Here is an 11932-nt window from a genome sequence, read left to right as displayed (position 1 = left end):
GATAGGATGGTCCGGCCGGTTTCGCCACGCGCGGGATATCATGTCGCGGGCTCTTGATCGACACGGCCCGTCGCCGCCTCGAAACGATCCATCACAAGACAACGCGCGCGCGCCGCTTTCGCCTCTGCAAGGATCGGGCAACTGACCGTCCCGTCGGGGGCCAGCACCGCCGGCAGGCTGGGCCGGGCGGCGGCCGGGAGGCCTTGCAGGACCTGGCGTTGCGCGGCGGGCAGGCGGGCGGCGAGGCCTTGCAGGGGGCGAACGGTCAGGCCGGGCTCGGCGGCGGTGATCTCGTAGCGGCCGTCCCAGACGAGAGGTTGACCGGGGATCAAGGCCCTCCCCCCATGGGGGAGGTGATCCGAAGAATCGGTGGGGGCAGACGTCGGGCGCTCGACCACTCCCCCCTCCGTCGGCTTCGCCGACACCTCCCCCACGGGGGGAGGGCCTGGTGCGCGTCTGGCCTCGCCCGGTTCGCGGAAGAAGGACACGACGTCCCCCGCCTCGATCCGCGCCCCGGCCAGGGTGGCGGTGAAGGTCTCGCCGCGTCCGATTCGCTCGACCAGCCGCCGCAGCCGCTCGCCGCGCGGCGGCCGCGACGTGCCGGCCGCGCACAGGCAGGCGGCGGCGACCTGGGCGGCGGGGGCGTCGCGGGGGAGCGTCAGATAGCCCTCTCCTCCCCCGTGAAACGGGGGAGGTGGCGCGGCGCCGATAGGCGACGTGACGGAGGGGGCGTCCGGTGCTGGCGGGCGTCGGCAGGACGCCACCTCCCCCGTTCCGCCGCGCTCCTCGGGGGAGGAGAGCCGTCTCCGCGCCCGCGCCCGCGCCGACCCGGGATCCTCATTGGCGGGATCGTCCAGCCAGGTCTCGCCTCGCGCCGCCAGCCAATCGCGGATCTCGCCGCGTCCGACCGCCAGCAGCGGCCGCAGCACGAACACGCCCCGGCCCTGCGGCCAGGCGGGCGACGGCGACCATTCGCGGGGATCCGGCACCGTCGAGCCCTCGGCCCGCATCAGGGCGGCCTCGGCCAGGTCGTCTTCGGTGTGGCCCAGCAGCAGGACGCGCGCGCCGGCCGCGCGGGCGGCGTCGGCCAGCAGGGCGTGGCGGGCGGCGCGGGCGGCGGCCGACAGGCCCGAGGCGGGCTTGGGTCCGGTCCAGGCCAGGGCGCTGGCGCGCGCGCCGAGCGCGCCGGCCTTGGCGACCGCCCGCGCGGTCCAGGCGGCGCTGGCGGGATTGAGCTGGTGGTCGACGGTCAGGCTGACCACGGCCCGGCCTTGGGCCCGCGCCCAGTCCAGGGCCAGGATCAGCAGGGCCAGGCTGTCGCCGCCGCCCGAGAACCCCACCGCCAGGGGCGTGGCCGCGTCCGGGCGCAGGCGGCGGTCGAGGGCGGCGGTGAAGGCGGGGAAGGTTTCGGTCATGGCCCTCCCCTAATTCCGCTCATCCCGGCGAATGCCGGGACCCAGATCCAAAGGCGCTCGGGCTGGCCGGATAAGCGCTGAGCTCAAGGAACCCGCCACACCGCCATTCCATCTGGGTCCCGGCATTCGCCGGGATGAGCGGATCAATAGATCTAGAACCCTAGCTCGCGCACTTGGCCTGGACGCGCGTCGCCGTGGCCTTGGCGGTGACCGCGTTGGGCGCCTTGGGATAGCGGCGGGACAGCTCGTCCAGGGTCTTGCAGGCGTCGGCGGGCTTCTTCAGGGCCACCAGCGAGCGCGACAGCTTCAGCACCGCGTCGGGCGCCCAGCTGGTCTGCGGCCAGCCGCGCACCGCGCCCAGATAGCTTCCCGCCGCATCGGAATAGGCTTCGCGCACGAACTGGGTCTCGCCCAGCCAGTAGCGGGCCTCCGGCGCCTTGGCGCTGTCGGGGAAGGCCTCGACATAGCCGGCGAAGGCCTGTTCGGCGGCGCCGTAGTCGCCGTCCAGCAGCAGTTGGCGGGCCGATTTGAAGGCCTCGCCCGGATCGGAGGCGGTCGCGGCGGGGGCCGCGGCGACGGCGGCCGCCGCGGCGACCTCCTGGTCGGCGAGACGCTTTTCCAGGGCGGCCAGGCGCTGGTCCAGCGCGTCGGTGCGGGTCTTCTCGCTCTCGTTGGCCCGGCGCGCCTCGTCCAGGTCGTGGGTCAGGGTCTCGTTCTGGCCGTTCAGCTTGGTCAGGGTCTCTTCCAGATCGGTCAGCCTTTCCGACAGCGCCGCGATCTGGGCGTCGGTCTCGGCGGCCTGGACGACGACCGGCTTGCCGGTGTCGCGGCCCTGGAAGACGATCGCGCGCAGTTCGCGGACCACCTTCTCCATCTTGTCCAGCCGTTTGACCGAGCGGTCGTCCAGCGGATCGGGCATGGCGGTCTGGGCCATGGCCTTCGAAGGCAGGGTGATCGAGGTCAGGGCCGGGACCGCGGTCAGGGCCAGGACGGAGGCGAGCAGGGCGGCTTTCAGCATCATGTCGGCGATTATGCCCCGGTTGCGGACAAAAGTGCGGCGCCAAACAACGACGCGCTACCAAAACTCTGTCATCCCGGACGAGCGCGCAGCGCGAAGATCCGGGACCGATGCCCGAGCGCCGAGCTTCCGGCGGTCCCGGATCTTCGCTGCGCTGCGTCCGGGATGACAGCACGAGGATGCGCCCTTCCCCCGTCGAGGGGGAAGGGCGCTTTCCACTTACCGCGCGCCGTCGGTGATGGCGGTGCGGGCGTTGCGGTTCTTGGCCCAAGACTCGTCGCCCGTGCCCGGATCGATCGGGCGCTCCTTGCCGTACGACAGGCTTTCGATGCGCGAGCCCGAGACGCCCTGGCTGACCAGGATTTCGCGGACGGCGTTGGCGCGGCGGGCGCCCAGGGCCAGGTTGTACTCGCGGGTGCCGCGTTCGTCGGCGTTGCCTTCGATGCGCACGCGCACGGCCGGATAGCGGTTCAGCCACTGGGCTTGAGCGGCCAACACCGCCTGGGCGTCGCTGGTGACCTCGTAGCTGTCGGTGGCGAAATAGATCCGCTCGCCGATATTGATCACGAAGTCCTGGACCGTGCCCGGCAGCGGGCCCTGGTTGACCGGCGACCGCGGGGTCTGCGGCGTCTGGGCCGGAGGCATGGGCTGCGTCGGCTGCGTCTGCGGAGCCGCGGGGCCCGCGGGCTTCGGCCGCGAAGCACAGGCGGCGAGCGAGGCGGCCGCAAGACCGATCATCGCCAGTCTAGCAACGCGTTGGGTGTCGAAGCTCATCCAGTTTCTCCTCAAGTCCACGGCCAAGGTTCATACTTCTAGCGCTTGAAGCCTTCGCGGCGCCGCGCCAAATCGTACCTATCGCCTCACAATGGCGTCAGAATGTCGCACACCCACCTGTTTTCACCCGCGGGGTGAACGTCGGATGAACGACTCTAGGGCAACGCGCCTTTACGGTGAAGGTTGCGAGAAAGTCGCGGGGATTAGTCCAGCATTCCATCTCGGTCGTCATCCCGGGCCCTGTGCCCGGGCCCCCTCTGTCCGCCACAGGTGCGGAGGGGTGGCGCGCTGGCGCGCCAATCTATCTCACCGTCGGCTGAACCAGGGGTCCCGGGCACGAGGCCCGGGATGACGGCGCTTATTTGAGAGACGATCGAAGCCGAAACTCGATCATTCCAGCAGCGGCGACCAGGCGGGGTCGGAGGCCGCGCCCTGATAGGCGGCCGGGCGCAGGATCCGGCCGGTGATGTCCACCGTCCACAGACGCGAATTGCCGCTGGAGGCCTCGCGCGAGAACATCAGCACCCGGCCGTTGGGGGCCCAGGTCGGGCCCTCGTCCAGATAGCTGGTGGTCAGCAGGCGCTCGTCGCCGCCGTCGGCGCGCATCACGCCGATGTGGAATTCGCCGCCGGTCTGCTTGGTGAAGGCGATGAAGTCGCCGCGCGGGCTCCACACCGGGGTGGTGTAGCGGCCGCCGCCGTACGAGATGCGCCGCACGCCGCTGCCGTCGAGGTTCATGATGTAGATCTGGGCCTGGCCGCCGCGGTCGGAGTTGAACACGATCCGGCTGCCGTCCGGCGAGAACGAGGGCGAGGTGTCGATGGCCGGGTCGGTGGTGATCCGCGTCGACTGCCGGCTGCGCAGGTCCATCACGTAGATGTCGCTGTTGCCGCCCTTCTCGACCGAGAACGCCACCTTGCTGCCGTCCGGCGAGAAGCGCGGGGCGAAGACCATGCCGGGGAACTTGCCGATGGTCTCGGTGCGGGCCGTCTCCAGGTTGGTCAGGTAGATGCTCGACCCCGTGGGCCGCAGCGCCATGTAGGTGATCTCCTGGCTGGTCGAGGAGAAGCGCGGGGTCATGACGATGTAGGAGCCGTCGGTCAGGTACTGCGGGTTGGCGCCGTCCTGGTCCATGATCGCCAGCTTCTTGACCCGGGCCACCTTGCTGCCGCTCTCGGCGACGAACACCACGCGGGTGTCGAAATAGCCCTTCTCGCCGGTCAGCCGCTCATAGACCGCGTCGCTGATCTTGTGGGCCACGCGCCGCCAGTTCTCGGCGGTCGAGGTGAACTGCAGGCCCAGCAGCTGCTGCTGGCTGAAGGTGTCCCACAGGCGGAAGTCGACGCGCAGCACGCCGTCGGACCCGACCGTGACCTGGCCGTTGATCAGGGCCTGGGCCCCGGTCGCCTGCCAGTCGGGGAAGCGCGGCTGGACGTTCACGTCGGCCAGCTTGTCGGCGACGTTGGCGACGTTCAGCGGCTGGAACAGACCCGAGCGCTCGAGATTGCCGCTGATGACCTGCGAGATGTCGGCGCCGCGCCCGCCGCCCGAGAAGGCGGGGATGGCCACGGGCAGCGGCTTGACCGCGCCTTTGTTGATGTCGACCTCGATCTGGGCGCGGGCCGAGCCCGGCGCGGCGGCGACCATCGAGAGGGCCAGGACGGCGGCGCCAGCCAGGCCGGTGAAGACGGACTTCAGGTTCATGCTCGGTGTCCTCCCTATCGCGCCGCGCAAGCGTCGCGCGCCTTGAAGTTCAAATTGAGTTGCTGGCCATAGTAGTCCGGCGGCAGGCCCTCGAAGGGCGCCGACTGGTAGACCGCGCGGATGGCCCGGTCGGCGGCGGCCTTGACCACCGGATCGGACGAACGCCCGGCGTCGCCGGCGCTGACCTGGCCGACGATGCGGCCGCCGGTGGCCAGCTTGAAGCTGACCTTGACCTGGATGGCGGCCCCGCCCTCGACCTCGCAATTGGGATTCCAGCGCCGCTGGATCTCGTCCTTCATGCCGTTGATGGCGGCGGCCTGCTCGCCGGTCATCGCCCCGGCGCCGGGACGGGCCTGGGTGGCGGTCTCCGGACGGGTCGCCCCCTTGGGCGCGTTGGCCGCCGGCTTGCCGGTCGCCTTGGGCGTCCTGGCCAGGGTCTTCTCCAGCGAGGCGAAGAAGTCGGGCTCGGGCTTGGCCGGCTTGGTCGGGGTGGGCTTGGGCGTGGGCGTGGGCGTGGGCGCGGCGGTCTTGGGCGGCGCGGGGGCCGGGGTCGGAACCGGGGCGGGAACCGGGGCCGGCGGCTGCGGCTCGGCCTCGGGCGTCGGCTCCTCGGTCTGGGCCGACTGGTCGACGAGATCCTCGACCGCCGGGCGGACGTTGGTCGGCCCCTCGGTGACGATGGTCACCGGCACGCTCTCGCCGATGATCACCGGCTTGGACGGCTTCCATGGCCCGATCAGGATCGCGACCACCACCAGGGCGTGGAGGCCGATCGACCCCGCCAGGGCCGGAGAGAAGTTGGTTCTGTCGTCCCGACGGATCACCGCTCGGTCACCTCACTGCGCCGGACGCAGGGCGCCCGCGTCCGAAGCGCCCTCGGCGTCAGCCGCCTGCCGGGCCGCCGCGCCCGACGAGGGGCCGCCGGTGTCGGTCAGCAGGTTGATCTTGGCGAAGCCGGCGTTGGACAGGGCCGCCATCACCTGGGCGACCGTGGCGTAGTTCGCCTTGCCGTCGGCGCGCACGAAGATCGGCTTGTCATAGCCGTCGCCGGCGATCGACGAGATGCGCGGGGCCAGTTCGCCGAACGGGACCTCGCCCTCGCCGATGAACACCGCGCCGTCGGCCTTGATCGAGACGGTGATCGGCTCCTGCTGGTTCTGCAGGGCGGCGGCCTCGGTCTTGGGCAGCTCCAGCGGCACGCCGGCGGTCAGCAGCGGGGCGCTGATCATGAAGATGATCAGCAGCACCAGCATCACGTCGACCAGCGGGGTGACGTTGATCTCGGACAGGGCGCCCTTGCCCCGGCGGCCGCGACGACGGCGACCGCGACGGCCGCCGGTGGCGAAGGCGTCGTTGGCGGACATGGCCATGGGGTCAGACCCGCTCGCTGAGGCGGCGCTGGATGGCCGTCGACAGGTCGTCGGCGAAGTTCTCCAGGCGCCCGGCGTACTTGCCCGCGTCGGTCGAGAACTTGTTGTAGGCGATGTAGGCCGGAATGGCGGCGATCAGGCCGATGGCGGTGGCGAACAGCGCCTCGGCGATCGACGGGGCGACCACGGCCAGCGAGGTGTTCTTCGAGATCGCGATGTTCTGGAAGGCGTGCATGATGCCCCAGACCGTGCCGAACAGGCCGATGAACGGGCTGGCGGTGGCCACGATGGCCAGGCTGCCCAGCCCGTCCTCGGCCTTGCCGGTCTCGCGCGAGATCAGGGTGTCCATCATCCGGTCGATGCGCTGGATCAGGAACGCGGCCTGGGCCTCGCCCATCTGGCCCTTGGCCTTGGCGTCGCGCCATTCCTTCAGGGCGGCCTGCAGCATGCGCGGCAGCGGATGGCGCGGATTGGCCCCGGCCTGGGCCGCGACCTCCTCCAGTCCCTGGCCCGAACCGACCTGGTCCTCGAACCGATTGGCCGCGCTGTTCAGCGCCGAAAAGCGGAACAGCTTGTCGATGATCACCGCCCACGAGCCCAGCGAGGCCAGGATCAGCCCGATCATCACCGCCTTGACCACCCAGTCGGCCTGAAGGAACAGCGAAATGAAGGAAAAGCTCTGCGGGCCTGCGGCGGCGTCCATGCGGGGTCCTGCTCCGTTGGGGCGTCAGTATCGTGGAAGGTTGATAGCGCACCTTCCGGGGTTCCGTTGCGCCCTTACTGACATGAAGCGGGGCAATGGTGAAACTATGACAATCGGCGGGGGAGCGGGTTTTTTGTGGTTGCCGGCCTGAGCTTCACCTGGTTCTCCCTTTCGCTCCCCAAACACCCGTCATCCTCGGACTTGTTCCGAGGACCCCTGCTTCAACCGCGAAGAAGGAGGAAGCGTGGAGCGGTGCGGTCCCGGGCCGCCCCCGACCGACCGCACGGCGGACCTAGGGGTCCTCGGAACAAGTCCGAGGATGACGGACGGTGGGGGAGCGAACTCGAAACTCAAACTTCCAACCACGGCGCCATCATCGCCACCATCTCCGCCGTCGGCTTGCGAACGCGGCCGTCCAGGGTGATGCAGACCGCCTCGCCGGCCGCCTGGGCGATCAGCTCGTCGCCGCGGGTGATCCGCTGGCTGACGAACAGGCGCGGGCCCTTCACCCGGTCGTAGGTGGTGCGCACCAGCAGGGCGTCGTCGATCCTGGCCGCCCGCTTGAAGTCCAGCTCCATGCGGATGATCGCGAAGGCGGTGTCGGCCGCGTGCAGGGCGGTGTGCGAGATCCCGATCATCCGGAAGAAGTCGCTCCGCCCCCGCTCGAAATAGCGCAGGTAGTTGGCGTGATAGACGATGCCGGAGAAGTCGGTGTCTTCGTAGTAGATCCGGACCGGAAGCTGGTGCTCGCGGCCGTCGAAGACGCCAGCGGTGGGCTGAGGAATCTCGGTCATGGCGTTACTCCTCCCCGAACAGCCCGCCCTGCACGATCTTCGGCGCCGAGGCCGGCTCGGTCAGACCCAGGTGCAGATAGGCCTTGCCGCACGCCATCCGCCCGCGCGGAGTGCGCTGGATGAAGCCCTGCTGCATCAGATAGGGCTCGATCACGTCCTCGACCGCGTCGCGGGCCTCGGCGATGGCGTAGGCCATGGTTTCGACGCCGACGGGACCGCCGCCGTAGTTGTCGATCATGGCGCGCAGATAGCGGCGGTCCAGGCTGTCCAGACCGCTCTCGTCGACCTCGAGCCGGGCCAGGGCCAGGCCGGCGGCCTTGCGGTCGATCACGGTCGCCCCGTCGGCGGCGGCGAAGTCGCGCACGCGGCGCAGCAGGCGGCCGGCGACGCGCGGCGTGCCCCGGGCCCGTTTGGCGATCTCGTCGGCCCCGTCGTCCGACAGCGGCGCGCCCATCTTGCGGGCGGCGTGCAGCAGCACGTGGCGCAGCTCGGCCGGGGTGTAGAACTCCAGGCGGATCGGGATGCCGAAGCGGTCGCGCAGCGGCGTGGCCAGCATGCCCGCCCGGGTGGTGGCGGCCACCAGGGTGAACGGCGCCAGGTCGATGCGGATCGAGCGCGCCGAAGGCCCCTCGCCGATCACCAGGTCCAGCACATGGTCCTCCATGGCCGGATAGAGGATCTCCTCCACGGTCGAGGGCAGGCGGTGGATCTCGTCGATGAACAGGACGTCGTTGGCTTCCAGATTGGTCAGGATCGCCGCCAGGTCGCCGGCCTTGTTCAGCACGGGGCCGGAGGTGGCGCGGAAGTTGACGCCCAGCTCGCGGGCGACGATCTGGGCCAGGGTGGTCTTGCCCAGGCCGGGCGGACCGAACAGCAGCACATGGTCCAGGGCCTCGCCCCGGCCCTTGGCCGCCTCGATGAAGATGCGCAGGTTGCCCTTGGCCTGCTCCTGGCCGACGAACTCGGCCAGGGTCTGCGGGCGCATGGCGCGGTCGGAGGCGCCGGGGATCTGTTCGCCGTGTTGCGCTTCGCCGGAGATGATGCGGGTCACCGGCCCAGCTCCTGCAGCCCGGCCTTGATCAGCGCCTGAACGGTCGCCTCGTCGCCCAGCTTGGCGGCGGCGGCTTCGACCACGCGCCGCGCGTTGACCTCGGCCACGCCCAGGCCCATCAGCGCCGCCACGGCGTCGCCGCTCGGCGCCGGCTTGGCGGGCGCGGCGGCCGGGGTCGGGACGCCCATGAACACCGGCCCGTCGGTGATCGGCTTGTCCTTCAGCTCGGTGACGATCCGCAGGGCCAGCTTGGGCCCCACGCCCGACGCCCGCCCGACGGCGGCCTTGTCCTCGCGCGCCACGGCCGAGGCCAGCTCGGCCGGCGACAGCACGTCCAGCACCGCCATGGCCGCCTTGGGGCCGACGCCCTGAATGGCCTGCAGCAGTACGAAGGCCTTGCGGTCCTCGCGCGTGCCGAAGCCGTACAGCCGCAGGCCGGCGCTTTCGCTCCACTGGCTCTCGATATGCAGCAGGGCCTCTTCGCCCAGGGCCGGCAGCCGTTGCAGGGTCCGCGAGCCGCAGCGCACGACATAGCCCACGCCCATCACGTCGATCAGCGCCTCTTCCTCGCCGATCTCGGCGACGGCGCCACGAAGACGCCCAATCATAGCTTTTTGGCGATCATGCCACTCTCCGATTGGCGACGCGCAGGTTGGCGTGAGTGATGGCGACGGCCAGGGCGTCGGCGCAGTCGGCCGTGGTCTTGCCGGCCGTGGGCAGAAGGCGGGCGATCATGAAGCCGATCTGGGCCTTGTCGGCCGCCCCGGTGCCGACCACCGCCTTCTTGACCAGGCGCGTCGAATATTCCGCCACCGGCAGGCCGGCGCGAGCCGGGGCGATCAAGGCGGCGGCGCGGGCGTGGCCCAGCTTCAGGGTCGACTGGGCGTTGGTGTTGAGGAACACCTCCTCGACCGCCGCCTCGTCGGGGCGATGCGCGTCGATGACGGCGCAGATGCCCTCGAACAGGTGCAGCAGGCGCGAGGCGAAATCGGCCTTCTCGTCGGGGACGATGACCCCGTGGGCGACGTGGCTCATGCGCGAGCCCTCGACGCTGAGCACGCCCCAGCCGGTGCGGCGCAGGCCGGGGTCGAGCCCCAGGATTCGGATCGGGATGCGATTCGCGTTCATCATGTGTTCTCGCACCATCGCCGGTTTCGCCCCCAAGGAAAAGGCGCGACTTCGCTAACGAAACCTTAAGATTGGAGCCCGTCAGGCCGGGTTCAGCGCCGCCGCCTGGAACAGCCGGTCCGCCAGTAGGGCCTCGACGGCCGGCGCGTCGACCCAGAGACAGAGCTCGGCGTTCGGCTCGCCGTCGATCCGCTCGATCCGGCCCAGGTGCTCGCCGTCGGTCAGCACCCGCAGGCGCACGGGCTCGAAGGCGAACAGCGACGGGGCCAACAGGCTGGCGGCGACCACGGCGTCGTGCGGGTGGCAGCCGGCCTCCACGCCCCAGGCCCGCCGGTGGAAGGCCATGTACGGCCCCATGGCCTTGTTCAGCCGCGCCGACAGCGGCGAGCCGCAGGCCGCCGAGCCCTCGGCCATGGCCTGGGCGGTCAGGGTGACGCGCGAACTGATGTCCAGCGGCACGAGGCGCGGCATGACCCCGCGCTCCAGCACCCGGGCCAGGGCCTCGGCGTCGCTCCAGCTGTTGAAGTCGGCCCCGCCGCTAGCCTTGCCCTCGACGGTGAAGGCCCCGGCCATGATGGTCGGCCGCCAGGCGCGGAACGCGGCGGGATCCTCCAGCAGGCCGTTGGCCAGGTTGGTCAGCGGGCCCAGGAACAATCCCGCCACCTTGGCCCGGGCCCGGAAGGCCAGCAGGCTGCCGCCTTGCCCCCGGTCCAGCTCGGGCAGCTTCCAGCGTTGGGAGAAGCCGGCGCCGTTCAGGCCGTCGACCCCGTGGGCCGGCCGCATCCGCTCGACCCGCCGTTTGGCCACCCCCGAGCCGGCGCCGATATAGACCTCGGCCGGGCAGCCCGCGAGGCGCAGCACGCCGCGGGCGTTGGCGGCGGCCTGGTCGACATAGGTGTTGCCGAACACCGCCGAGACCGAAACGATCTCCACCAGGTCGCGCGAGCGCGCCAGCATGGCCAGGGCCAGGGCGTCGTCGACGCCGCAGTCGGTATCGATGTGCAAGCGCAGCGGCATGCGGCCAGCATAGCGCGGCCGCCCGGTCGCCGGGAAGCCGCTCCGCCGCCCGGGCCGCCGGTTTTCGCCCCGGCTACGGCCCGCGCGGCCCCAGGATCAGCAAGGCGGGCGGCAGGCAGCAGAACAGGGCCACGGCGAACAGCCAGGTCGCCGTCCGAAACGCCCGGAAGCTGCCCACCGCCAGGCGCCGGTGAAGCCAGCGGGTCTGGACGCACAGGTACCAGGCGACGGCCGCCAGGCCGATCGCCGCGCCCGCCAGCCGGGTCGAGGCGGTCGGCGAGGCGATCAGGATGACGGCGACGGAAAGCGACAGGGCGAACGGCGCGGCGCACAGGCATTGCAGCTCGAACGGCTCGCGCAGGGTCGCGTGGTCGACGGGGCGTCCCTGGCGCCGCAGCGTGCCCACCGCCATCACCAGCGGAAACAGGCTGAAGGCCACCGCGCGGAACAGCAACGGGCCAAGGCCCGAGGACGCCGCCGCCTCGCCCAGTTCGCCGCGCAGGAACAGGTCCAGGGCCTGGGCCAGCAGGATGGAGATCAGCAGGAACAGCGGCGGGCTGATCAGGTCGCCCTCCTCCCGCCCCGCCTGCGACGTGGCCGAGGCCTCGGCGGGCCACAGCAGCACGCGCCAGAGGGTGCGCGGGTAGAACAGCAGCCCGGTCATCAGCTCGTAGAGGATTTCCCCCATCGTGCGAAAGCGAAGGCGTTCCATGACGTTCCCCAACATGCCGGCCCGCGAACCAAACACTCCAGCTTGAGAAATCCGCTCAGGCGCCGGCGTGTCCGGAGACGAAAATCAGGGAAATCCCTGATTTTGAGTCTCCGCAAGGTTGGATTTGGAAATCTGGCACGCGGGGGTTGGTGGGCATTCCCCTCCCCTGTCCCCTTGCGGGCGAGGGTGGCCCGCGAAGCGGGTCGGGCGAGGGGTCGCGTGAACGCAAAAGCCGCGCCCCGCCTT

General features: G+C 70.8%; 13 protein-coding genes. All 13 read right to left on the bottom strand.

What is annotated here, in order from left to right; translation table 11 throughout:
* Positions 1–38: 38 nt before the first annotated feature.
* The 13 genes from tilS to ASD21_RS11855 all read right to left on the bottom strand — a co-directional run bounded on the left by tilS (position 39) and on the right by ASD21_RS11855 (position 11686).
* Positions 39–1415 carry a tRNA lysidine(34) synthetase TilS gene (gene tilS / locus ASD21_RS11915; RefSeq protein ID WP_056440962.1) on the bottom strand — a complete coding sequence of 459 codons (1377 nt, stop codon included), beginning with the start codon at positions 1413–1415 and terminating at the stop codon, positions 39–41.
* A 160-nt stretch (positions 1416–1575) separates the two neighbouring features.
* On the bottom strand, positions 1576–2436 hold the full coding sequence (gene ybgF / locus ASD21_RS11910) for a tol-pal system protein YbgF (protein ID WP_056440959.1): 861 nt from the start codon (positions 2434–2436) through the stop codon (positions 1576–1578).
* A 216-nt stretch (positions 2437–2652) separates the two neighbouring features.
* Positions 2653–3207, bottom strand: coding sequence for a peptidoglycan-associated lipoprotein Pal (gene pal / locus ASD21_RS11905; RefSeq protein WP_156398358.1), 555 nt, complete (start codon positions 3205–3207; stop codon positions 2653–2655).
* Between the two features lie 390 nt (positions 3208–3597).
* Complete coding sequence (gene tolB, locus ASD21_RS11900; protein ID WP_056440953.1) at positions 3598–4911, bottom strand: Tol-Pal system beta propeller repeat protein TolB; 1314 nt, start codon at positions 4909–4911, stop codon at positions 3598–3600.
* 14 nt (positions 4912–4925) lie between these two features.
* Positions 4926–5735, bottom strand: a complete 810-nt coding sequence (locus ASD21_RS11895; RefSeq protein WP_056440949.1) for a hypothetical protein — start codon at positions 5733–5735, stop codon at positions 4926–4928.
* Between the two features lie 12 nt (positions 5736–5747).
* Positions 5748–6281, bottom strand: coding sequence for an ExbD/TolR family protein (locus ASD21_RS11890; RefSeq protein WP_056440946.1), 534 nt, complete (start codon positions 6279–6281; stop codon positions 5748–5750).
* Between the two features lie 4 nt (positions 6282–6285).
* Positions 6286–6984, bottom strand: a complete 699-nt coding sequence (tolQ, locus tag ASD21_RS11885; protein WP_056440942.1) for a protein TolQ — start codon at positions 6982–6984, stop codon at positions 6286–6288.
* A 350-nt stretch (positions 6985–7334) separates the two neighbouring features.
* The gene (locus tag ASD21_RS11880; RefSeq protein ID WP_156398357.1) at positions 7335–7778 is read right to left on the bottom strand and encodes a YbgC/FadM family acyl-CoA thioesterase; all 444 of its coding nucleotides are present in this window, start codon (positions 7776–7778) and stop codon (positions 7335–7337) included.
* 4 nt (positions 7779–7782) lie between these two features.
* A complete protein-coding gene (gene ruvB, locus ASD21_RS11875) occupies positions 7783–8829 on the bottom strand; it encodes a Holliday junction branch migration DNA helicase RuvB (protein ID WP_056440939.1) in 1047 nt (348 codons plus the stop codon).
* Positions 8826–9437 (bottom strand): Holliday junction branch migration protein RuvA, encoded by a 612-nt coding sequence (gene ruvA / locus ASD21_RS11870; protein WP_056440936.1) that lies wholly within the window; start codon positions 9435–9437, stop codon positions 8826–8828. Before ruvA ends, ruvB begins: the two co-directional genes overlap by 4 nt.
* 13 nt (positions 9438–9450) lie before the next feature.
* Positions 9451–9972, bottom strand: a complete 522-nt coding sequence (gene ruvC / locus ASD21_RS11865) for a crossover junction endodeoxyribonuclease RuvC (protein ID WP_200941428.1) — start codon at positions 9970–9972, stop codon at positions 9451–9453.
* A 66-nt stretch (positions 9973–10038) separates the two neighbouring features.
* The gene (locus ASD21_RS11860) at positions 10039–10974 is read right to left on the bottom strand and encodes a nucleoside hydrolase (RefSeq protein ID WP_056440930.1); all 936 of its coding nucleotides are present in this window, start codon (positions 10972–10974) and stop codon (positions 10039–10041) included.
* Positions 10975–11047: 73 nt separating this feature from the next.
* On the bottom strand, positions 11048–11686 hold the full coding sequence (locus ASD21_RS11855; RefSeq protein ID WP_156390655.1) for a hypothetical protein: 639 nt from the start codon (positions 11684–11686) through the stop codon (positions 11048–11050).
* Between the last annotated feature and the right edge of the window lie 246 nt (positions 11687–11932).

It is taken from the genome of Caulobacter sp. Root1455 (assembly GCF_001426905.1).
In the GTDB taxonomy this organism is placed as follows: Bacteria; Pseudomonadota; Alphaproteobacteria; order Caulobacterales; family Caulobacteraceae; genus Caulobacter.
Note: the sequence above shows the minus strand (reverse complement) of the source record. Positions and strands in the feature narration are given on the sequence as shown.

Excerpts from the sequence above, each read along its gene's own strand:
- pal (WP_156398358.1), bottom strand. The coding sequence starts at position 3,207 with ATGAGCTTCGACACCCAACGCGTTGCTAGACTGGCGATGATCGGTCTT.
- ASD21_RS11880 (WP_156398357.1), bottom strand. The coding sequence starts at position 7,778 with ATGACCGAGATTCCTCAGCCCACCGCTGGCGTCTTCGACGGCCGCGAG.
- ASD21_RS11890 (WP_056440946.1), bottom strand. The coding sequence starts at position 6,281 with ATGGCCATGTCCGCCAACGACGCCTTCGCCACCGGCGGCCGTCGCGGT.
- tolQ (WP_056440942.1), bottom strand. The coding sequence starts at position 6,984 with ATGGACGCCGCCGCAGGCCCGCAGAGCTTTTCCTTCATTTCGCTGTTC.
- ASD21_RS11860 (WP_056440930.1), bottom strand. The coding sequence starts at position 10,974 with ATGCCGCTGCGCTTGCACATCGATACCGACTGCGGCGTCGACGACGCC.
- tilS (WP_056440962.1), bottom strand. The coding sequence starts at position 1,415 with ATGACCGAAACCTTCCCCGCCTTCACCGCCGCCCTCGACCGCCGCCTG.
- ruvA (WP_056440936.1), bottom strand. The coding sequence starts at position 9,437 with ATGATTGGGCGTCTTCGTGGCGCCGTCGCCGAGATCGGCGAGGAAGAG.
- tolB (WP_056440953.1), bottom strand. The coding sequence starts at position 4,911 with ATGAACCTGAAGTCCGTCTTCACCGGCCTGGCTGGCGCCGCCGTCCTG.
- ybgF (WP_056440959.1), bottom strand. The coding sequence starts at position 2,436 with ATGATGCTGAAAGCCGCCCTGCTCGCCTCCGTCCTGGCCCTGACCGCG.
- ASD21_RS11855 (WP_156390655.1), bottom strand. The coding sequence starts at position 11,686 with ATGGAACGCCTTCGCTTTCGCACGATGGGGGAAATCCTCTACGAGCTG.